The 20,881-nt window shown below is 64.2% G+C and carries 17 protein-coding genes; 9 read left to right on the forward strand and 8 right to left on the reverse strand.

Annotated features, from left to right (window positions below; all coding sequences use genetic code 11):
* Positions 1-59 precede the first annotated feature (59 nt).
* From AB4Z19_RS12950 to hutC, 6 genes are all read right to left on the reverse strand, one after another.
* Positions 60-329: a type B 50S ribosomal protein L31 gene (locus AB4Z19_RS12950; RefSeq protein ID WP_442022631.1), complete on the reverse strand. Its 270-nt coding sequence runs from the start codon at positions 327-329 to the stop codon at positions 60-62.
* 222 nt (positions 330-551) lie between these two features.
* A complete protein-coding gene (rho, locus tag AB4Z19_RS12955) occupies positions 552-1,814 on the reverse strand; it encodes a transcription termination factor Rho (protein WP_442035381.1) in 1,263 nt (420 codons plus the stop codon).
* A 138-nt stretch (positions 1,815-1,952) separates the two neighbouring features.
* Positions 1,953-2,279, reverse strand: coding sequence for a thioredoxin TrxA (gene trxA, locus AB4Z19_RS12960; RefSeq protein WP_442022627.1), 327 nt, complete (start codon positions 2,277-2,279; stop codon positions 1,953-1,955).
* Positions 2,280-2,480: 201 nt separating this feature from the next.
* The gene (locus AB4Z19_RS12965; RefSeq protein WP_442035382.1) at positions 2,481-2,900 is read right to left on the reverse strand and encodes a response regulator; all 420 of its coding nucleotides are present in this window, start codon (positions 2,898-2,900) and stop codon (positions 2,481-2,483) included.
* Entirely contained in the window at positions 2,890-7,512 is a 4,623-nt protein-coding gene (locus tag AB4Z19_RS12970; RefSeq protein WP_442022623.1) for a PAS domain S-box protein, read from the reverse strand. Before AB4Z19_RS12970 ends, AB4Z19_RS12965 begins: the two co-directional genes overlap by 11 nt.
* 143 nt (positions 7,513-7,655) lie before the next feature.
* The gene (gene hutC, locus AB4Z19_RS12975) at positions 7,656-8,390 is read right to left on the reverse strand and encodes a histidine utilization repressor (RefSeq protein WP_442035383.1); all 735 of its coding nucleotides are present in this window, start codon (positions 8,388-8,390) and stop codon (positions 7,656-7,658) included.
* Positions 8,391-8,520: 130 nt separating this feature from the next.
* Here hutC and ada point away from each other — a divergent pair, with 130 nt between their 5' ends.
* The gene (ada, locus tag AB4Z19_RS12980) at positions 8,521-9,579 is read left to right on the forward strand and encodes a bifunctional DNA-binding transcriptional regulator/O6-methylguanine-DNA methyltransferase Ada (protein ID WP_442035384.1); all 1,059 of its coding nucleotides are present in this window, start codon (positions 8,521-8,523) and stop codon (positions 9,577-9,579) included.
* Positions 9,576-10,319, forward strand: a complete 744-nt coding sequence (locus AB4Z19_RS12985; RefSeq protein ID WP_442022617.1) for a 2OG-Fe(II) oxygenase — start codon at positions 9,576-9,578, stop codon at positions 10,317-10,319. Before ada ends, AB4Z19_RS12985 begins: the two co-directional genes overlap by 4 nt.
* On the opposite strand, the gene AB4Z19_RS12990 is transcribed toward AB4Z19_RS12985, so the two are convergent.
* The gene (locus AB4Z19_RS12990; protein ID WP_442035385.1) at positions 10,297-10,788 is read right to left on the reverse strand and encodes a hypothetical protein; all 492 of its coding nucleotides are present in this window, start codon (positions 10,786-10,788) and stop codon (positions 10,297-10,299) included. The genes AB4Z19_RS12985 and AB4Z19_RS12990 overlap by 23 nt on opposite strands.
* A gap of 106 nt (positions 10,789-10,894) precedes the next feature.
* Positions 10,895-11,533: a glutathione S-transferase family protein gene (locus AB4Z19_RS12995; protein WP_442022613.1), complete on the reverse strand. Its 639-nt coding sequence runs from the start codon at positions 11,531-11,533 to the stop codon at positions 10,895-10,897.
* A gap of 73 nt (positions 11,534-11,606) precedes the next feature.
* On the opposite strand from AB4Z19_RS12995, the gene AB4Z19_RS13000 reads away from it, so the two are divergent.
* The 7 genes from AB4Z19_RS13000 to hutI all read left to right on the forward strand — a co-directional run bounded on the left by AB4Z19_RS13000 (position 11,607) and on the right by hutI (position 20,831).
* The gene (locus tag AB4Z19_RS13000) at positions 11,607-13,259 is read left to right on the forward strand and encodes an amidohydrolase (protein ID WP_442022611.1); all 1,653 of its coding nucleotides are present in this window, start codon (positions 11,607-11,609) and stop codon (positions 13,257-13,259) included.
* Between the two features lie 161 nt (positions 13,260-13,420).
* A complete protein-coding gene (gene hutU, locus AB4Z19_RS13005) occupies positions 13,421-15,121 on the forward strand; it encodes a urocanate hydratase (RefSeq protein ID WP_442035386.1) in 1,701 nt (566 codons plus the stop codon).
* A gap of 125 nt (positions 15,122-15,246) precedes the next feature.
* Positions 15,247-16,791: a histidine ammonia-lyase gene (gene hutH, locus AB4Z19_RS13010; RefSeq protein WP_442022607.1), complete on the forward strand. Its 1,545-nt coding sequence runs from the start codon at positions 15,247-15,249 to the stop codon at positions 16,789-16,791.
* Positions 16,792-16,803: 12 nt separating this feature from the next.
* Complete coding sequence (gene hutG, locus AB4Z19_RS13015) at positions 16,804-17,592, forward strand: N-formylglutamate deformylase (RefSeq protein WP_442022605.1); 789 nt, start codon at positions 16,804-16,806, stop codon at positions 17,590-17,592.
* Positions 17,589-18,956: a formimidoylglutamate deiminase gene (locus AB4Z19_RS13020; RefSeq protein WP_442035387.1), complete on the forward strand. Its 1,368-nt coding sequence runs from the start codon at positions 17,589-17,591 to the stop codon at positions 18,954-18,956. The genes hutG and AB4Z19_RS13020 overlap by 4 nt, the downstream gene beginning before the upstream one ends.
* Entirely contained in the window at positions 18,953-19,537 is a 585-nt protein-coding gene (locus tag AB4Z19_RS13025) for a HutD/Ves family protein (protein WP_442035388.1), read from the forward strand. The genes AB4Z19_RS13020 and AB4Z19_RS13025 overlap by 4 nt, the downstream gene beginning before the upstream one ends.
* 7 nt (positions 19,538-19,544) lie before the next feature.
* Positions 19,545-20,831, forward strand: coding sequence for an imidazolonepropionase (hutI, locus tag AB4Z19_RS13030; protein WP_442027669.1), 1,287 nt, complete (start codon positions 19,545-19,547; stop codon positions 20,829-20,831).
* Positions 20,832-20,881 lie beyond the last annotated feature (50 nt).

Below are 20,881 nucleotides of genomic sequence, written 5' to 3' on the forward strand. Positions count from 1 at the left end.
ATGACGGTTAAAAAGAAAAAAGGCAGCCGCAGCTGCCTTTTTTTTCGGTGCGACGCGGATTAGGCGTTGGCAACGGAAGTCTTGGAACCGACTTTGCCGAACTTCTGACGGAACTTTTCCACGCGACCGGCGGTGTCGACGATCTTGTGCTGGCCGGTGAAGAATGGGTGGGATTCGGACGAAACCTCGATCTTGACCAGCGGGTACTCTTTACCTTCGTGGGTAGCGGTTTCGCGCGTCTGGATGGTCGAACGGGTGACGAATTTGAAGTCGCAGGACAGGTCGTGGAACAGGACTTCGCGGTATTCTGGGTGGCCTTCAGCTTTCATGCTTTTCTCTCAATGTTTGGTAGCCAAACGGCACTTCGGCGGCCTGTACTGCTTCTTGGCCCGATTGCTGTCCACTTGCCAGGGTTTAAATGAACCGGGGATTATACACGAAAACCCACGGCAAAAGCGGGTGGCAGGCACGAGGTGCCTGCCACCCGTCCCACGGCGCCGGCCAGGTGGCTGCCACGCAGTGGCCGCCACCTGGGGGGGCGCCGTGGGTTTTTAGCCACCCCGACGCATCATGTCGAAGAACTCGACGTTGGTCTTGGTCGCCTTCATCTTGTCGAGGATGAACTCCATCGCTTCGATCTCGTCCATCGAGTACAGCAGCTTGCGCAGAATCCAGATCTTCTGCAGCTGGTCGGCCTTGATCAGCAGTTCCTCGCGGCGGGTGCCGGACTTGTTCAGGTTGATCGACGGATAGACACGCTTCTCGGCCAGGCGGCGCTCCAGGTGCACTTCCATATTGCCGGTACCCTTGAACTCTTCGTAGATCACGTCGTCCATGCGGGAGCCGGTTTCGATCAGGGCGGTCGCGACGATGGTCAGCGAGCCGCCTTCTTCCACATTTCGCGCGGCGCCGAAGAAACGCTTCGGACGCTGCAGGGCGTTGGCGTCCACACCGCCGGTCAGCACCTTGCCGGAGGCAGGGATCACGGTGTTGTAGGCGCGCGCCAGACGGGTAATGGAGTCCAGCAGGATCACAACGTCCTTCTTCATTTCCACCAGGCGCTTGGCTTTTTCCAGCACCATCTCGGCGACCTGCACGTGGCGGGTGGCCGGTTCGTCGAAGGTCGATGCCACCACTTCGCCGCGCACGGAGCGCTGCATCTCGGTCACTTCCTCAGGACGTTCGTCGATCAGCAGCACGATCAGGGTCACGTCCGGGTGGTTGGCCGTGATGGCGTGCGCGATGTGCTGCAGCATGACGGACTTACCGGACTTCGGCGACGCCACCAGCAGGCCGCGCTGGCCTTTGCCGATCGGGGCGATCAGGTCGATGATACGGCCGGTGATGTTCTCGGCGCCGTTCATATCGCGTTCCAGGCGCAGCGGCTCATTCGGGTGCAGCGGCGTCAGGTTCTCAAACAGGATGCGGTGCTTGGAGGCTTCCGGCGATTCGCCGTTGACCTTGTCTACCTTGACCAGGGCGAAATAGCGTTCGCCGTCTTTCGGGGTGCGCACCTCGCCTTCGATCGAATCGCCGGTGTGCAGATTGAAGCGGCGGATCTGGGACGGGGAGATGTAGATGTCGTCGGTGGACGCCATATACGAGGCGTCGGGCGAGCGCAGGAAGCCGAAGCCGTCCGGCAGCACTTCCAGGGCGCCGTCGCCGAAGATCTGTTCGCCCGCTTTCGCGCGCTTTTTCAGAATAGCGAACATCAGCTCCTGCTTGCGCAGGCGGGCCGCATTGTCGATATCCAGGCTAATGGCCATTTCCAGCAGCGCCGAAACGTGCATGGCCTTGAGTTCAGATAGATGCATAAATGTTTGAGTGTCCCGCGACGGGAAAGTAAAGGTAGGGGAGGGAACTGCGTGGATAAAAATTATTAAAGAGGAAAGGTTTTTGGGCCTTTCCCCGCCGTTCAGGCGGTACTGCGGGCGCAGTGCCGCCTATCTTACTTAAATATTGCTGTCGATGAAAGAGGTCAGCTGGCCTTTTGCCATTGCGCCGACTTTTTGTGCAGCAGGAACGCCATTTTTGAACAGGATCAGGGTCGGAATACCACGGATGCCGAATTTGCCCGGCACTTGCTGGTTGCTGTCCACGTCCAGTTTGGCGACGGTCAGTTTGCCGTCATATTCCTTGGCCACTTCTTCCAGAATCGGGGCGATGCTCTTGCAAGGACCGCACCATTCGGCCCAGAAGTCCACCAGCACTGGGCGGTCGGCTTTCAGCACGTCCGCTTCGAACGATGCATCGGTAATGTGTTTGATATTGTCGCTCATGTTTGTCCTCAAATATAAGTTCGCCCGGGATTACCCCTAGCCTTCATCTCCCATCTGGAGATGAACTGCACTAATTCAATATTGGGAATGTCAAGAGGGAATCAGGGCGGGAATGGAACAAATAATAACCTATTTTTTTAAATTGTGTGGGCGCCAGAGGAAATGGAGACGAAACACATTTCACGCGCAGCGGTAAATGCGTTACGTCCCCATTTCCCGGCGCGCCGAGGCCTGGGCCAGCAGGTCGGCCAGCACGGCGGACGGCACCGGTTTGCGGCAGGCGCCGAGGATGCTCAGGCCCTGGGCCGAGGCCAGGGTTTCGGCGGCTTTCAGGATGCCGTTGTCCATCCCCGACAGCAGAATCACGCTGCCGCCGAAGCGGCTGTCGGCCGCCAGGCGCAGAAACTCGATGCCGTCCATGTCGGGCATGGACAGGTCGCACACCAGCAAATCCGGCCGGTATTGCGGCAGGGTCTTCAGCGCGGCGCGTGCATCGCTCTCGCTGCGCACATTGAGCTGGCCCAGGTCTTCCAGCATGTCGGCCAGCAGGGACAGCATGAACGGGTCGTCGTCCAGCAGCAGGATGCGCAGGGGCGTGGTCGGGGTGCTATCAGTCGTCATCGGCAAAGGTGGTGTTATTCATGATGTATTCGCTGACCCTGGCCAGCAGCGGCCAGAGTTGCGCCAGCAGGGTACGCGCCTGGGCCAGTTCGGCCTCGGTGCCGGCGCCAGCCAGCACTTCCAGCTGCTCGCACAGATCGGCCATGCCGTGCGCGCCCACGGCGCGTGCCGAGGATTTGATGCGGTGGCCCAGTTCGCGCAGTTTCTGTACCTCGCCCTCCGCCAGCGCGGTTTCCATCTCGTTGAAGCCCGCCTCCGTGGTTTGCAGGAACTTGAAGGCGAACTTGCGGATCTTGTCCGGGTGATAGCCAAGTAACTGGGCCAGCACCGATAAGTCGATCACCGCCGGATCGCCCGCCAGGGTCGGGCGGAAGCCATGCGACTTGCGCGCCGGCGGCGGGGGCGGTGCATCGGCGCCGCGCTCCGGCAGCCAGCTGGCGATGGTCCGGTACATCAGGGCCGGCTGGATCGGCTTGGTAATGAAATCGTCCATGCCCGCTTCCAGGCAGCGCGCGCGGTCTTCGTTGGTGGCGGTGGCGGTCATGGCCAGCACGCGCGTTTCGGCCAGCTCGGGATCGGAGCGGATGCGGCGCGTCGCTTCCAGGCCGTCCATCAACGGCATCTGCACGTCCATCAGCACGCAGTCGAAGGAAGTCTGGTGCAGCAGGTCGAGCGCTTCGGCGCCGTTATTGGCCAGACAGACCGAGGACCCGGCTTCCTCCAGCATTTCCATGGCGATCTGCTGGTTGAAGGTATTGTCTTCCACCAGCAGGATGCGGGCATCCTTCAGCGCGCCCATCACGGTGGCGGTGCGGGTGGAGGCCAGCAGTTCGGCCGCGGCATCGCGCACCTGGCTGATGATCTCCGGCACCTGGCGCTGCGAAATGCCGAGGCGGGCCGTGAACCAGAAAGTGCTGCCCTGGCCGGGCGCGCTGTCCACGCCGACCTCGCCGCCCATCAGTTGCGCCAGCTGCTTGCAGATAGCCAGGCCAAGGCCGGTGCCGCCGTACTCGCGCGTGGTGGAGGTGTCGGCCTGCTGGAAGGACTGGAACAGCTTGCCCTGCTCGTCGTCCGACAGGCCGATGCCGTGGTCGCGCACTTCAAAGCGCAGCAGGCATTGGCTGTCGTCGGCCAGCACCTTGCGGATCTTGATTTCAATGGCGCCGTTCTCGCTGAACTTGATGGCGTTGTTGGCGTAGTTGATCAGCACCTGGCCCAGGCGCAGCGGGTCGCCGCGCAGCACTTTCGGCAGGTGCTCGTCGACGTCGAACTGCAAGGTCAGGCCCTTGCTGCTGGCCTTGGGCGCGACCACCGTGTTCAGGGTTTGCAGCACATACTCGATGGCGAAATCGACCTGTTCGATTTCCAGCTTGCCCGCTTCGATCTTGGAGAAGTCGAGAATGTCGTCAATGATGCGCAGCAAATGCTCGCCGGCGAAGCGGATCTTTTCCAGATAATCGCGCTGGCGCGGGTCGAGCTCCGTCTTCAGCGCCAGGTAGGCCATGCCGATCACGCCATTCATCGGCGTGCGGATCTCGTGGCTCATATTGGCCAGGAACTGGCCCTTGGCCTGGCTGGCTTCCTCGGCGATCTTGCGCGCCTCCTCCAGCTGGGCGGTGCGCTGGGCCACACGTTCTTCCAGGTGTTCGTTCAGTTCGCGCAGGGCGTGCTCGGCGTGCTTGCTTTCCGAGATGTCGAGGCACATGCAGATCAGGTAGGCGGGCTGGCCCTGCTCGTCGTACACCGGCTTCTTGAAAGTGCGCAGCTGGCGCTGTTCGCCCAGCGCCGGGTTCCACACGCTTTCCTCGTAATCGATCTGCGCCCGGCTGGTGAAGGCCTCCAGGTCGCGGGCGCGGAAGGCCGACACGTCCTCCGGCGCATGCAGGGCGCTGTAATCGCCTTCGTTGAGTTCTTCGAAGCGGTAGCCGAACAGCTGCTCGCTGGCGGGGTTCATCAGGATCATGCGGCTGGACGCGTCCTTGATGAACAGGCCGATCGGCAGCATCTTGATGATTTCCTGCAGGCGCTGCTCGCCACGCCGCAAGGCGTCTTCGCTGCGCTTGCGGTAGCTGATGTCGGTCAGGCTGGCCACCACCATCAGGCTGGCGCCCTGTTCGTCGCGCATCGGCTCCGCGTTGACCGACAGCCAGCTGATGCTGCCGTCGGCCTGCGGCACGCCCATCACCACTTCGCGCACCGACTGGCCGCTGGACAAAGCCTGCTGCACCGGGTGTTCCAGCGCGGAATAGGCGCTGCCGTCTTCGTGGCGGCCGGGCCATTGCGGCGCCCCGCGCGCGGCGGCACGTCCCAGCAGGCGGGCGGCGGCGGCATTCGATTCCAGCACGCTGCCCGCGCTATCCAGCACCACCAGGCCATTGGTGACGGCGTTGAAGACGGACGCCAGGCGCTGACTGGAGTGGCGCAGCGCCAGCTCGGCCAGGCGGCGGTCGGTGATGTCGGTGACCATGGCCAGCGTGCCGGCGTAGGAGCCGTTGTCGGCATTGATCTGGGTGGCCGACAGCAGGCCCCACAAGGTGGCGTGGTCCTTGCGGTGGAAGCGCACGTCGGCCTGTTCCGGCAGGCCGACGTGCTGCTGCAGATAACTCAGGCGGGTGTGCGATTCCGGGTCCATGAAGTCGCGCATGGGACGGCCCAGCATCTCTTCCGGCTCGTAGCCCAGCATGCGCGCCATGGTGGGGTTGACGAAGCTGGTCTTGTCCTCGGCGTCCGTCATCCAGATGCCTTCCGCGGCGGTCTGCACGATCAGGCGGTAGCGCTCGGAGCTGGCGTGCAGGGCTTCCTCGGCGCGCTGGCGCTGGGTCATATCGCGCACCGACAGCACGGACAGGCCCTGGCCCGCCATCTGCATCGGCGACAGGTGCACCATGGCGGGGAAGTAGCTGCCGTCGTTGCGGCGCGCGGTCAGTACCCGGCCCGGCATCTGCGGCCGCGAGAACAGTTCGCGCGCGCGGCCAGGCGCCCCGCGCATCACGTCCGGCACCAGCAATTCCATCGACAGGCCCGTCATCTGGCCCGGCTCGTAGGCGAAGCATTGCTCGCAGGCGGCGTTGGCCTGGTGCACGCGGCCATTGCGGTCGGCCACCAGCACGGCGCCCGGCAGCGCTTCCAGCACGGCGGCCAGGCGCGCTTCCTCGGCCCGCACGCGGTAGGAAATATCGCCCATGGTGCCGGAAATGCGCAGGGGGCGGCCGGCCGCATCGCGCGCCAGCACCATGCCGCGCGCCAGCACCCATTTCCAGCTGCCGTCGCGGCACGCCATGCGGAATTCCATGAAGAAGGGGCCGGGCGCAGCGGCCGGATCGTCCAGCGCGGCGGTGTCGTCCAGCACGCGCTGGCGGTCGTCCGGGTGCACGTGCTGCGCCCATTCTTCGACATCGGCGGGCGCCAGCTCGCCCGGCTGGTAGCCCAGGATGTCGCAGTAGCGCGGCGACAGGTGCAGGATCTTTTTGACCGGCTGCCAGTCCCACAAGCCTTCGCCCGAGCCTTCCAGCGCAAAGCTGGCAATGCGCTCGGCATCGTCGACCCGGTCTTCGGCGCCGCGCAGGGCGCGCGTCAGCTTGCGCAGGCGCCAGGCGGCCAGCAGGCACAGTACGATGGCGGCCAGCGCCACGCCGTACTGCCAGGCGGGTGTGCTGTCGTTGGCGCGGTAGAGGAAACCGTCCAGCTTGAAGCCGGCCGGCAGCATGCCCAGGCTGGCGTAGGTATCGGCAATGGCTTGCCAGCGGATCGGGTTGCTGTAACCCAGCTCGATCAAATGCTGTTCCAGCAGGGGTACGGTTTGCGCCGCTTCGAACATCAGCTGTTCGCGCGAGGCGCGGCCGGGATAGCGGGCGCGGATCAGGTCGGCAATTTCTCCCGGATGCGCCATGGCGTAGCGCCAGCCGCGCAGGGTGGCGGCGCGCATGGCGCGGGCGCGTTCGGGATGCTCGCGCAGCTCGCTCTCGGTGGTAAACAGGATGTCGCCGTAGAAGTCGAGGCCGGAGTTGCGCGGGCTGATCAGGTCATAGCGGAAATTGGCGCGGTCCAGCACGAAGGGCGCGTCCGTGGTGTAGACCGACATGGCGTCCACCTTGCCCAGCAGCAGATCGTCGTAGCTCATGCTGTGGGCGCGGATGTCCAGCTTTTCCAGCGCCACGCCTTCGCGCCGCAGCCAGGCCAGGGCTTCGTCGTTATTGGCGCCCACCATGATGCGCGCCTGGGTCCAAGGCATGCGCTTGCCGTCTGCCGTGCGCCGCACCGCCAGGGCATTGGGCGAGTGCTGGAAGATGGAGGCCAGCACCACCACCGGCTGGCCCGCGGCGCGCCGCATCAGCAAGCCGCTGGAGCCGATGCCGTATTGCGCCTTGCCGTCCACCACGGCCTGCACCGGATCGACGCCAGGCTGGGCTTCGCGCAGGGTGACGTCCAGGCCGGCGTCGCGGTAATAGCCTTTATCCTGCGCGGCGTAGTAGCCGGCGAACTGGAATTGGTGTTGCCATTTGAGCTGCAGGGTGACGTGTTCGGCACCCGGCGCGGCACCCGCGCAGGCGAGCAGCAGCACGGCCAGCAGGCGGCGGACAGGACGCAATGTTGGGCAACGGCGTGGCAACAAGGGCTTACCTTTCTGGCTGTGTGCGGTCAACTATAGCATCGATAATTTGCCGCGGAAAATTTCCTTTGGACAGTCCTGGAAAAGTAAATTGATTCCCTTTAAAGGTGTCGTAAATTTAACACTGAGGTCGTGAAGAGTGAAATTCAGGCCGCCGCGCCGGGGGCAAAACTGCCGGTGAATTGATAGCGGTGGCCGGGGTGCCACATAGTAGCAATGGAAGCGATTTTGCCGGCCGACTGGGTCTGGCGTTTCAACACCAGGCAGGGCTGGCGCGCGTCCATGGCCAGCATGTCGGCAATGTCACGCGGCGGCATCAGCGCTTCCACACTGTAGCTTGCGCCCTGCAAGGGAGCTGCGGCCATCAGGTATTCATTCGGCGTGGTGTGGGCGAAATCCTGCTCCATGTAGTCCGGCGCGCACTGCGGATTGACCCAGCGGTCTTCGACCTGGATCGGCACCCCGTTTTCGAAGTGGACGATAATGGAGTGGAACAGCACATGGCCGGCCGGCAGGTCGAACTGCTTGGCCAGCAGCTCGCTGGCCTTGGCGCGCTCCAGTTGCTGCAGGCTGGAACGGTGGGCGTGGCCGCGTGCCCGCACCTCGTCGGCAATGCTCTTGATTTCGAGCAGGGTGGCCTGATATTTTTGCTGGGCGACAAAGGTGCCGGAACCCTGGCGCCGCGTCAGCACCGCTTCGGAGGTCAGCTCGCGCACGGCGCGGTTGACGGTCATGCGCGACACGCCAAATTGCTTGACCAGCGCCTGTTCGGAAGGGATGACATCGCCTTCTTTCCAGTGTCCGGCGGCAATTTGCGCCATCAGGTAATCCTTGATGCGCTGAAAGATGGGAGTATTGTCTTGATGTTGTGGCTCGTCCAAACCTGTCTCCGGGCGTATATGCCTTGCGATTCTAGCATCGGGGTGGCCGAATTCAAAAGCAAGAGCCGGAGTGTGGTCCGGCGCCCGGCTGCCTAAGATGGCCACATCGCAACCCATTCGGAGCAAGGCAATGAGCAAGTCCAAATTCCAGAACGACGAAGCGCGCTGGAGCGCGGTGCAAAAGCGCGACGGCGAGGCCGATGGCCAGTTCTTCTATTCCGTGCGCACCACCGGCGTGTATTGCCGTCCTTCCTGCGGCGCGCGCCCGGCCCTGCGCGCCAACGTGGCCTTCCACCTGACCACGGCCGATGCCGAGGCGGCCGGCTTCCGCGCCTGCAAACGCTGCAAGCCGGACCAGCCGCCGCTGGCCGAGCGCCACGCGGCCATGGTGGCCGAACTATGCCGCCTGATCGATACTGCCGAGGCTGAGCCGGATCTGGCCACCTTGGCCGAACAGGCAGGCATGAGCCGCTTCCACTTCCACCGCATCTTCAAGTCCGTGACCGGCCTGACGCCGAAAGCTTACGCCTCGGCTTCACGCAAGAAGCGCATGCAGGTGGGACTGGCGGCAGAGAGTTCGGTGACGGATGCGATCTACGCGGCAGGCTTCAATTCGTCCGGCCGTTTCTACGCCGCCACGCCAGGCGCCCTGGGCATGACGCCGTCGGCCTATCGCGCGGGCGGTTCGGGCGCGCGCATCCGTTTTGCGATCGCTGAATGTTCACTGGGCGCCATCCTGGTGGCCAGCACGGAAAAGGGTATTTGCTGCATCCTGATGGGCGACGATCCGGAAGCCCTGGCGCGCGACCTGCAAGACCGCTTCCCGAACGCGGAGCTGGTCGGCGCCGAGCCCGAGTACGACAAGCTGGTGGCGCAAGTGATCGGCTTTGTCGAGGCGCCCGAGATCGGCCTCGACCTGCCGCTCGACGTGCGCGGCACAGCTTTCCAGCAGCGCGTGTGGCAGGCCTTGCGCGAGATTCCGGCGGGCCGCACGGTGACCTACAGCGAACTGGCCGACATCGTCGGCGCCCCGCGCGGCGCCCGCGCAGTCGCCGGTGCCTGCGCCGCCAATGCGATCGCCGTGGCCATCCCCTGCCACCGCGTCGTGCGCAACGACGGTTCCATCTCCGGCTACCGCTGGGGCGTCGAACGCAAGCAAGCCCTGCTCGAACGCGAAGGCTCGAAATGACCCGCGCCATCTCCCCGGTGCCTGCCACCCTGGTGGCTGGCACCAGCCGTTCATCGGTTTTCGACTGGCCGTACATCGAGTCCGACCTCGACACCTACGGCTGCGCCGTAGTCCGCGGCGTGCTGTCAGCAGAAGAATGCACCGTGCTGGCCGCCGGCTACCGCGAGCCCGACCTGTTCCGTAGCCGCGTCGTCATGGAGCGCCACGGTTTCGGACGCGGCGAATACCAATACTTCCGCTATCCCTTACCCGACCTGATCGCCGAGCTGCGCGAGCAAATGTATGCCCCGCTGGCGCGCATCGCCAACCGCTGGTACGAAGCCATGGATCTCGTCCCGCGCTTTCCGTCGCAGCACGCCGACTTCCTGCGCCGCTGCCACGAAGCGGGCCAGACACGCCCGACGCCGCTGCTGCTGCAATACGGCGCCGGCGACTACAACTGCCTGCACCAGGACCTGTACGGCGACCATGTCTTCCCCCTGCAGGCGGCCTTCCTGCTCTCCCAGCCGGGACGCGATTTTGAAGGCGGTGAGTTGGTCCTCACCGAACAACGCCCGCGCATGCAGTCGCGCGCCGAAGTCGTGCCTCTGGAGCAGGGCGACTGCGTCATCTTCCCGGTCTTCCACCGGCCCGTGAACGGCACCCGCGGTACCTATCGCGTCAACATGCGCCACGGCGTCAGCCGCCTCCGCGCCGGCCACCGCCACACCCTCGGCATCATCTTCCACGACGCGCCCTGATTTCACGCCGCATCAGCAGGTTTTCCACTGTTTCGGATAAGGCGGATGCTTCGCGCGGTGCCTGCGCCGGCCAGCTCCTTCGGGACCGCGTGGGCACGAGCCGCCTGGAGCGCCGTGGGATCGTCTTCGGCCGCTTCGGCTCTTGCGGCGATTGCCCGGCCGGCGCTTCGTCGCCAAGCAATCGCGCTATCGCCCCTTTCCGCGCCGACCGGCATACATCGGCGAGCAGCCGTTCGTCACTGCCCGGCAGGCAGATCCAGATGGCATTCCACGCATTGCGATTGCCGCTGCCTTGCAGGTTCGCAAAGCGCGACGGCAACATCGCCTGTTCGCCATGTTTGATCTCTTCGCCTTCAACCCTGGCGAAATAACTGCGCCCGCCGAAGCGGGCGCGCAGACCGACCAGAAATTGCCGGTGAATTCGCCCAGCGATTCCAGTAAATCGGAAGGCACGCGATTCAGGCGGCACGATTCAGTTCCCGGAATCCTAAAAAATCCCGCGAAATATCGACGATCAGTGTGAAGTAGTAGCGCTTATCGCGTTTTAGTAAAAACCGGTTTTCGGGAACCCTGTCTCACGGCAGCTCGCCGGATGAGTAAGGATCGATGGAATAAGGGTAGTGCTGTTCCAGGAAGCCTTCCTGCGCACGCACGCGCTCGATCCACGCGGTCACATGCGTGAACTCGTGCAATGGCAGTCCCGCTTCGTCGGCGCGATGCGTGTAAGCGAACAGCGAGATATCCGCGATGGTGTAATCGTTTCCGCAGATGAATGGCCGCGAAGCCAGTTCGTGATCGAGGATCGCGAGCGCCTTCAGGCCACCCGCGCGGCGCATCTCGACCAGCGCGGCCGGACGGCGCGCAACCTTGCCGGTCATAACCCAATGCCGCAAGGACGCAATGGCCAGCACATAGTCCTGCTCAAACGACATCCACTGCTGCACCTTGGCCAGCCCGAACGCATCGGAAGGCAAATAGCGTGTGCCGTAGGCGAGATAGGTAAGAATCGCATTGGACTCCGCCAGCACGCGCCCATCATCGAGCAACAGCGCCGGCACCGCGCCAGACGGGTTCACCGCCAGGAATTCGGGCCGCTGTCCGGCCCCTTCAAAGATACTCACCAGCTCAGTCTGATACGGCAACTGCAGGTGATTAAGAAGCAGACGCACCTTGTAGGCGTTCTGCGAGGGGAGGTAATCAAATAAGGTCATCATAGTGACACCATTGGACCACTCCAGGAAAACCGCTACACTCCAATTCTTGCTATCGAATTCGGAGACAACAACAATGCAGATTCGCCGCACCCTGATCGTCGCCGCCGCCGCCGCGCTGGCCGCCACAGCCGCCCACGCCGGCACCGTCATCGAAAACGCCAACGGCTACACGCTCAATGCCAAAAACCAGCTGGTGCGCTTCACGGCCTTGGCCTTCGACGACAACGGACGCATCGTCGCCGTCGGCAATGCAAAGGACGTGGCAAAGAAAGCGATGGGCTACAAGCGCATCGACCTGCAAGGCAAGACCGTACTGCCCGGCCTGATCGACGCGCACGGCCATGTCTTCGGCCTGGGCAGCATCGCCACCTCGGCCATGTTGTACGGCACCAGCTCTCTGCAAAATGCATTGGATACTATCGGCAAATTCGCCAAGGACAATCCGCAGCGCAGCTGGGTGATCGGCAATGGCTGGAACCAGGAGATCTGGAAACTGGGCCGCTTCCCGACCGCCGCCGAACTCGATAGCGTGGTGGCCGACCGTCCGGCGGTCATGCACCGCGTAGACGGCCACGCCATGTGGGTCAACACCAAGGCCCTCGAACTGGCCGGCATCACCAAAGACTCCAAAGACCCAGCCGGCGGCAAGATCGATCGCGACGCCAACGGCAATGCCACTGGCCTGCTGGTCGATAACGCCATGGAGTACATCGAAAAAGTGCTGCCGCCGCCAACCGAAGCGGAAGCGCGGGGCATCCTGGATGGCGCACTGCGTGCGCTGTCCAGCGTCGGCCTTACCAGCGTGCATGACGCAGGCATTGACGCCAAATCCGATTACCTGTTCCGCGACTACGCCGATCACGGCAAGCTGACCACGCGCGTCTACGCCATGATCATGGATACCGGCGCCGACTTCGACAAGCTGTCGAAAAACGGCCCGCTGAAATCCTATGCCGACGACCACTACGCGCTGGCGGCCGTGAAGCTGGTGAGCGACGGTGCGCTGGGCAGCCGCGGCGCGGCCCTGATCAAACCCTACAGCGACGACCCGCACACGCGCGGCCTGCTGTTCTACGCCGACGGCGACGTGCAACAGAAAATCGCCAAGGCCATGAAGGCGGGCTACCAGGTCAATGTGCATGCCATCGGCGACGCCAGCAACAAGCAGATCCTGGACGCTTTCGCCAAGGACGGCGCCAAGCCGGAGCAGCGCAACCGCATCGAGCATGCGCAGGTGGTGCAGCTGGAAGACATCCCGCGTTTCAAGCAGCTTGGCATCGTGCCGTCCATGCAGCCGACCCACGCCACCTCCGACCAGAATATGGCCGAGCAGCGCGTGGGCCATGAGCGCATCAAGGGCGCTTATGCATGGCGCAGCTTCCTGAAGCAGGGCTCGCGCATCGCCTGCGGCTCGGACTTCCCGATCGAGTCGCCGAATCCGTTTGCCGGCATCCACTCCGCTGTGACGCGGCAGGACATGTCCGGCACGCCGAACGGGGGCTGGTACAAGGAGCAGGCCATGGCCCTGCAGGAAGCTTTCCGCTGCTTCACCCTGGACGCAGCCTGGGCCGCGCATCAGGAAAAAGCCATCGGCTCGCTGGAGCAGGGCAAATGGGCCGATTTCATTATCACGGATAAGGATCTGTTCACCGTGCCGGCCACCGAGATTGGCAAAATCGGCGTGCTGGAGACCTGGGTTGGCGGCCAGCAGGTCTACAGAAAATGAGAAAACCCAAGGCGTAACCCAGGTGGCTGCCACATCGTGGCAGCCACCCGTTTTATGCCGGTGGTTCTAAAAAAATAACGGTTGACTAGGTTGTCTATACAACTTATCCTGTGAAGATCGGCGGGGCTATTGCGCCCGCCATCCACCCATGAGGAGATGACATGAGCAACCTGGAAAATGATCCCCGCTTCGACGCCACCCGCGAAATCCGTGCCCCGCGCGGCGCGGAGCGCGTGTGCAAGACCTGGGGCGCGGAAGCCGCCTACCGCATGATCCAGAACAATCTGGACAAGGAAGTGGCCGAAAACCCCAAGCACCTGGTGGTGTACGGCGGCATCGGCCGCGCGGCGCGCAACTGGGAATGCTATGACCAGATCCTCGCATCGCTCAAGAAGCTGGAAGCCAACGAAACCCTGCTGATCCAGTCGGGCAAACCGGTCGGCGTGTTCCAGACCCATGAAGATGCGCCGCGCGTGCTGCTGGCGAACTCCAACCTGGTGCCGAAATGGGGCAACTGGGAGCACTTCAATGAGCTGGACCGCAAGGGCCTGTTCATGTACGGCCAGATGACGGCCGGCAGCTGGATTTACATCGGCACCCAGGGCATCGTGCAGGGCACATACGAAACCTTTGCCGAAGCGGGCCGCCAGCACTTCGGCGGCGACATGAAGGGACGCTGGATTCTGACCGCAGGCCTGGGTGGCATGGGCGGCGCGCAGCCGCTGGCCGCCACTTTCGCCGGCGCCGTGTCGCTGAATATCGAGTGCCAGCAATCGTCTATCGACTTCCGCCTGCGTACCCGCTACCTGGACAAGCAGGCCGCCAATATCGACGAAGCGCTGGAAATGATCCGCTTCCACACGGAGCGCGGCGACGCCATCTCCGTCGGTCTGCTGGGCAACGCGGCCGAAGTGCTGCCGGAACTGGTGAAGCGCGCGCAAGCCGGCGGCATGGTGCCGGACCTGGTCACCGACCAGACCTCGGCGCATGACCTGATCAACGGCTACCTGCCGCGCGGCTGGAGCGTGACCGACTGGAAGGCGGCGCAACAGGACGAGAAACGCCACGCGCAGCTCAAGGCTGCCGCCGCCGATTCCTGCGCCGCCCACGTGCAAGCCATGCTGGCCTTCCAGCAGCTGGGCGCCAAGGTGGTCGACTACGGCAACAATATCCGCCAGGTGGCTTACGATCAGGGCGTGCAGAACGCCTTCGATTTCCCGGGCTTCGTGCCGGCCTATATCCGTCCGCAGTTCTGCGAAGGCCGAGGCCCGTTCCGCTGGGTGGCGCTGTCCGGCGATCCGGAAGACATCTACAAGACCGACGCCAAGATCAAGGAACTGTTCCCGCACCACGCCAACGTGCATCGCTGGCTGGATATGGCACGCGAACGTATCGCCTTCCAGGGCCTGCCGGCGCGCATCTGCTGGCTGGGCCTGGGCGAGCGCCATATCGCTGGTCTGGCCTTCAATGAGATGGTGAAGAACGGCGAACTGAAGGCGCCGATCGTGATCGGCCGCGACCACCTGGATACCGGCTCCGTCGCTTCGCCTAACCGCGAAACGGAAGGCATGCGCGACGGCACCGATGCGGTGTCCGACTGGCCGCTGCTGAATGCCATGCTGAACACGGCCGGCGGCGCGACCTGGGTGTCACTGCACCACGGCGGCGGCGTGGGCATGGGCTATTCGCAGCACGCGGGCGTGGTGATTGTGGCCGACGGCACCGACGCCGCCGCCAAGCGCCTGGCGCGCGTGCTGGTCAACGACAGCGGCTCCGGCGTGATGCGCCATGCGGACGCCGGCTACGAGACTGCCATCGCCTGCGCCAAGCGCAATGGCCTGAACCTGCCAATGATTAAATAAAACCCACGGCGCAAACCAGGTGGCTGCCACGGCGTGGCAGCCACCAGCTTCACGCCTTTGGTTTATCAGCTTCAAACCTTTGGTTCACCAGCTTCACGCCTTTGGTTCTAACGAGAGATCGACACATGACGCAAACCCTGACCCTCAAGCCCGGCAAGATCGCGCTGACCGACCTGCGCGGCGCCTGGACCGCCCACGGCAAAATCGCCCTGGCCGCCGAAGCCTACCCGGCCATCGAAGCCTCCTGCAAAGCCGTGCAGGACATCGTCGCAAAAGGCGATGCCGCCTACGGCATCAATACCGGTTTCGGCCTGCTGGCCAAGACCCGCATCCCGGACGACAAGCTGGAACAGCTGCAGCGCAACCTGATCCTGTCGCACTCCGTCGGCACCGGCGACCTGATGGCCGACCACGTGGTGCGCCTGCTGATGCTGACCAAGATCGGCAGCCTGGCGCGCGGCTTTTCCGGCATCCGCCCGATCGTGATCGACACCCTGATCGCCCTGTACAACGCCAACATCATGCCCGCCATCCCGGTCAAGGGTTCGGTTGGCGCATCCGGCGACCTGGCCCCGCTGTCGCATATGACCCTGGCCATTCTGGGCGTCGGCCCGGTGCGCATGAACGGTGAGCTGATGCAGGCTGCCGACGCGCTGAAAGCCGCCGGCATCACGCCGGTGGTGCTGGCCGCGAAAGAAGGCCTGGCCCTGATCAACGGCACGCAGGCATCGACCGCGCTGGCGCTGCATGGCTTGTTCATGACCGAACGCCTGCTGGAAGCGGGCATGGTGACCGGCTCCCTGTCGCTGGACGCCGCCAAGGGTTCCGATTCGCCGTTCGACGCGCGCATCCACGAAGTGCGCGGCCAGCCGGGCCAGATCGCAGCTGCCGCCATCTACCGCCAGCTGGTGTCGAACAGCGCCATCCGCGCTTCGCACCTGGTGGGCGACGAGCGCGTGCAGGACCCGTACTGCCTGCGCTGCCAGCCGCAAGTCATGGGCGCATGCATGGACCTGATCAACAACGCTGGCCGCACCCTGCTGATCGAAGCCAATGCCGTCACCGACAATCCGCTGCTGTTCCAGAACGCGGACGGTCCGTTTGTCGCCAGTGGCGGCAACTTCCACGCCGAGCCGGTGGCCTTCGCGGCCGATACGCTGGCCCTGGCCATCGCGGAAATCGGCAGCATTTCCGAGCGCCGCATTTCCTTGCTGATCGACGCCACCTTGTCCGGCCTGCCGCCATTCCTGGTGCGCGATCCGGGCGTGAATTCCGGCTTCATGATCGCCCACGTCACCGCCGCTGCGCTGGCGTCCGAAAACAAATCGCACGCCCATCCGGCCAGCGTGGATACCATCCCGACTTCCGCCAACCAGGAAGACCACGTGTCCATGGCAACCTTCGCGGCGCGCCGTCTCGACGAAATGGCGCACAATACGGCTGCCATCCTCGGCATCGAACTGCTGGCCGCGGCGCAGGGCATCGATTTCCACCGCCCGCTGAAGACGTCGCCGCAGTTGGAACACGTGCATGCGCAGCTGCGCGCGCAAGTGCCGTTCTTCGACGCCGACCGCTTCTTCGCGCCGGATATCGAGGCAGCGAAGCAGATGGTGCTGAAGGGCGAATTGAGCGCCACCTGCAAGAACCTGTTCACGGCGCTGCATCCGTAAGGAGGGAAGGGCATGGACTATCACTTCAAGGCAGGCAGCATTCCGCTGCTGGTGTCGATGCCGCATGTGGGCACCGAGATCCCGGACGACATCGCGGCCACCATGTCGCCCGCCGCTACCGAGCGCGCGGACACCGACTGGCACCTCGTCCAGCTCTACGGCTTTTTGCAGGAGATGGGCGCGTCCACGCTGTCGGCGCGCTGGTCGCGCTATGTGATTGACCTGAACCGCCCGCCTGAGAACACCAATCTGTATCCCGGCCGGGACACCACCGGCCTGTGCCCGCTCGATACCTTCCACCGCGAGCCGCTTTACCTCGCGGGCAAGCAGCCCACCGAGGCCGAAGTGCAGCGCCGCCTCGCGGCATACTGGCAGCCCTATCACACCCAGCTGCAGGAAGAGCTGGACCGTCTGCTCACGGAGCACGGCAAGGTCGTGCTGTGGGACGCCCACTCCATCGCTTCGGTAGTGCCGCGCTTCTTCGAAGGCAAGCTGCCGGACCTGAACTTCGGCACGGCCGATGGCGTGAGCTGCGATCCCGCGCTGACCAAGGCCATCACAGAAGCGGCCAGCCTTGACGGCAATTACACCATCGCCGTCAACGGCCGCTTCAAGGGCGGCCATATCACGCGCTTCTACGCCAGGCCGGAGCAGGGCGTGCACACCATTCAGCTGGAGATGTGCCAGTCCACTTATATGGACGAAACGGCGCCCTTCGGCTACCGCGACGACCTGGCTGCCCAGGTACAGCCGCTGCTGCGCCGGCTGGTGGGCATCGCTGCCGATTGGGCGAAGAAATGAAGGCGCTGTTCGCCCGCCACGCCCTGCTGCCGGAAGGCTGGCGCAGGGACGTCCTGCTGCAATGGGACGATCGCGGCAACTTGACGGCCGTGCAGCCAAACGCGGTGGCCGCATCGGGCATTTCGTCTGTGCAGTACGTCATGCCGGGCATGATCAATCTCCACTCGCACAGCTTCCAGCGCGCGCTGGGCGGGCTGACCGAAGTGGCGGGCGATAGCAAGGACAGTTTCTGGACCTGGCGCGACCTGATGTACCGCTTCGCGCGCAATATCACGCCGGAGCAGATGGAAGCCATCGCCGCCCAGTTGTTCAGCGAATGCCTGCGCCATGGCTACACTTCGGTCTGCGAGTTCCACTATGTGCAGCGGGCGCCGGATGGCAGCATGTATCCGCAGGCGTCCGAAACGGCGCAAAAGGTGATTGCCGCTGCGCGCCACACCGGCATCGGCATCACCATGCTGCCAGTGTTGTACAGCTATTCCGGTTTCGGCGAGCAGCCGCTCAAGCCGGAGCAGGCGCGCTTCCGCACCGACGCGCGCGACATCCTGAAAATCATCGGTGAGCTGGAGCCGCTGCGCGATGCGCAGATCGAAGTGGGCGTGGCGCCACACTCGCTGCGTGCGGCGTCGGTGGCGCAGATCCGTGAAGTGCTCGATCACTTGCCGAAAGCGCGCCCTGTGCATGTGCACATCGCCGAGCAGCAGGGCGAAGTGCAGCAGTCGCTCGATTTCAGCGGCCGCCGTCCCGTGCAATATCTGTACGATCAGTTGCCGGTGGATCAGCGCTGGTGCCTGGTGCATGCCACGCACCTGACCGGAGACGAGATCACCTCGATCGCCCGCAGCTGTGCGGTGGCCGGTCTGTGCCCGACCACGGAAGCCAATCTGGGCGACGGCATCTTCCCGCTCGAACCGTTTCTCGCGCAGGGCGGCCGTTTCGGCATCGGCAGCGACAGCCATATTTCGCAATCCGCAATCGAGGAGCTGCGCTGGCTGGAATACGGACAGCGTCTGGCACAGCAGCGCCGCAATATCGCGGTGTCCGAACAACAGCGCCACGTGGGCGATTTCCTGTGGCAGTCGGCCTTGCAGGGCGGGGCGCAAGCGTGCGGACGCCCGGTAGGCGCACTGGCGCCGGGCAAGCGCGCCGACCTGATTGTGTTGGATGATGACCACCCGAATCTCGATGGTTTGCACGATTCCGAGCTTTTAGGAAGCCTCGTTTTCTGCGGAAATGATAATCTAGTGCGTGACGTAATGGTCGGCGGCCAGTGGGTGGTGCGCGGCCAGAAGCACGTGGCGCAACCGGCCATCACCGCGCGCTTCAAGAAGACGCTGGCCGAATTGCGCGAGCTACGATCATGACACGACTGATTCAGTACGCAAGCCTGCATGCCACGCCGTGGAAAAACGGCGGCGGCAGCACCACCGAAGTCACCGTCTTCCCACCCGGCGCCACCTTTGAAGATTTTGAGTGGCGCGTCAGCATTGCCACCATTTCGCAGTCCGGACCGTTCTCCGTCTTTCCCGGCATCGACCGCACACTGACGCTGGTCGACGGCGAGGGCGTGGTGCTGGACGTGGGGAACGAACGGCGCGTGGCGCTGAGCGAGCGTGAACCGGTGGTGGCTTTCCCCGGCGAGATCCAGGTCACGGCCACCGTCGATGGCGGCATGACCACGGACTTCAACGTGATGACGCGGCGCGAATACTGCAATCACCAGCTGGAGCGGCGTGTCGTGCGCGACTTCTCCACGCTGGAGCGGCGCAGCGAAACCACCATCGTGTTCCTGGCCGAAGGCGAGAGCCTGACCCTGATCAGCGGCTGCGAGCGTATCTCCATGGTGCGTTATGATGCTGTGGTACTGGAAAAAGAAGACGTGTGGACGCTGGAAGCGGGCCACGCAACGGTCTTCATCATAGATATCTTCCCCAACGACGAGTAAGCAAAGCATGGCAGCAAGCTGGGATCTCTTAATCACCAACGTTCACCTGGCCACGATGGCCGATCCCAGCGCTCCGGCCAGCGCTTCCACCGCCGGCGCGATTGCACTGTCCGGCTACGGCGAGTTGCGCGATGCCGCGATTGCGGTCAAGGATGGCCGCATCGCCTGGTTCGGCCCGGCCGCCGACGCAGCTTCCGCGGGTTCGGCCGCCGAGGTGCGCGACGGCGAGGGCTGCTGGCTCACGCCGGGCCTGATCGACTGCCACACGCATATCGTCCATGCGGGCAACCGCAGCGATGAATTCGAGGCGCGCCTGAATGGCGCCACCTATGAGGATATTGCCCGCGCCGGCGGCGGCATCATGTCCACCGTGCGCGCGACCCGTGCGGCATCGGATGATGAACTGCTGCGGCAAAGTCTGCCGCGCATTATCGCGCTGCTGGCCGAAGGCGTCACCACGCTGGAAATCAAATCCGGCTACGGGCTTGATCTGGAGTCCGAGGCCAAGATGCTGCGCGTCGCGCGCCGTGTGGCCGAAGTGCTGCCGGTAAGCGTGCAGACTACCTTCCTCGGCGCGCACGCCTTGCCGCCGGAATTCCGCGATCGTGCGGACGATTACGTGCAGCTGGTATGCGACATGATCCCCACGCTGGCAGGCGAGGGCCTGGCCGATGCGGTGGACGCGTTCTGTGAGCGCATCGGTTTCTCGGCCGCGCAGACTGAGCGCGTGTTTGCCGCAGCCCGCGCGCACGGCCTGCCGGTCAAGCTGCATGCGGAACAGCTGTCCGACCAGCAGGGCGCACAGCTGGTGGCACGCTTTGGCGGACTGTCCGCCGATCACCTTGAACATTTGAGCGCCGACGGCATCGCCGCCATGGCCGCCGCCGGCACGGTCGCCGTGCTGCTCCCCGGCGCTTACTACTTCCTGCGCGACACCACGCCGCCGCCCGTCGCGGCATTGCGTGCCGCCGGCGTGCCAATGGCGGTTGCCACCGACAACAATCCCGGTACCTCGCCAATGACCTCGCTGCTGCTGGCGATGAACATGGTCTGCACCCTGTGGCGACTGACGCCGCTGGAAGCGCTGGCCGGCTGCACCGTGCACGCTGCCCGCGCGCTCGGCCTGCAGGACGAAACCGGCAGCCTGTCCATCGGCAAGCGCGCCGACTTCGCCCTGTGGCGCATCGCCCGGCCCGCCGACTTGTCCTACGCCATCGGCTTCAATCCCTGCCACGCCGTGGTCCACGCCGGCACCTGGCGCGCCCCCCAACTCGCCCCCGCGGAAGCCTGGTGACCGCACCATCCCCCGCGCCCGCCCCGCGTGCGTCACAGCGCCTGCTGGCC

It is taken from the genome of Pseudoduganella sp. RAF19 (assembly GCF_052114165.1).
Classification (GTDB): domain Bacteria; phylum Pseudomonadota; class Gammaproteobacteria; order Burkholderiales; family Burkholderiaceae_D; genus Rugamonas.

Coding starts and splice junctions, on each gene's coding strand:
- AB4Z19_RS13000 (WP_442022611.1), top strand. CDS start 11,607: ATGCAGATTCGCCGCACCCTGATCGTCGCCGCCGCCGCCGCGCTGGCC.
- hutI (WP_442027669.1), top strand. CDS start 19,545: ATGGCAGCAAGCTGGGATCTCTTAATCACCAACGTTCACCTGGCCACG.
- hutH (WP_442022607.1), top strand. CDS start 15,247: ATGACGCAAACCCTGACCCTCAAGCCCGGCAAGATCGCGCTGACCGAC.
- AB4Z19_RS12965 (WP_442035382.1), bottom strand. CDS start 2,900: ATGACGACTGATAGCACCCCGACCACGCCCCTGCGCATCCTGCTGCTG.
- hutG (WP_442022605.1), top strand. CDS start 16,804: ATGGACTATCACTTCAAGGCAGGCAGCATTCCGCTGCTGGTGTCGATG.
- AB4Z19_RS12950 (WP_442022631.1), bottom strand. CDS start 329: ATGAAAGCTGAAGGCCACCCAGAATACCGCGAAGTCCTGTTCCACGAC.
- AB4Z19_RS13020 (WP_442035387.1), top strand. CDS start 17,589: ATGAAGGCGCTGTTCGCCCGCCACGCCCTGCTGCCGGAAGGCTGGCGC.
- AB4Z19_RS13025 (WP_442035388.1), top strand. CDS start 18,953: ATGACACGACTGATTCAGTACGCAAGCCTGCATGCCACGCCGTGGAAA.
- AB4Z19_RS12995 (WP_442022613.1), bottom strand. CDS start 11,533: ATGATGACCTTATTTGATTACCTCCCCTCGCAGAACGCCTACAAGGTG.
- AB4Z19_RS12985 (WP_442022617.1), top strand. CDS start 9,576: ATGACCCGCGCCATCTCCCCGGTGCCTGCCACCCTGGTGGCTGGCACC.
- rho (WP_442035381.1), bottom strand. CDS start 1,814: ATGCATCTATCTGAACTCAAGGCCATGCACGTTTCGGCGCTGCTGGAA.
- ada (WP_442035384.1), top strand. CDS start 8,521: ATGAGCAAGTCCAAATTCCAGAACGACGAAGCGCGCTGGAGCGCGGTG.
- hutU (WP_442035386.1), top strand. CDS start 13,421: ATGAGCAACCTGGAAAATGATCCCCGCTTCGACGCCACCCGCGAAATC.
- trxA (WP_442022627.1), bottom strand. CDS start 2,279: ATGAGCGACAATATCAAACACATTACCGATGCATCGTTCGAAGCGGAC.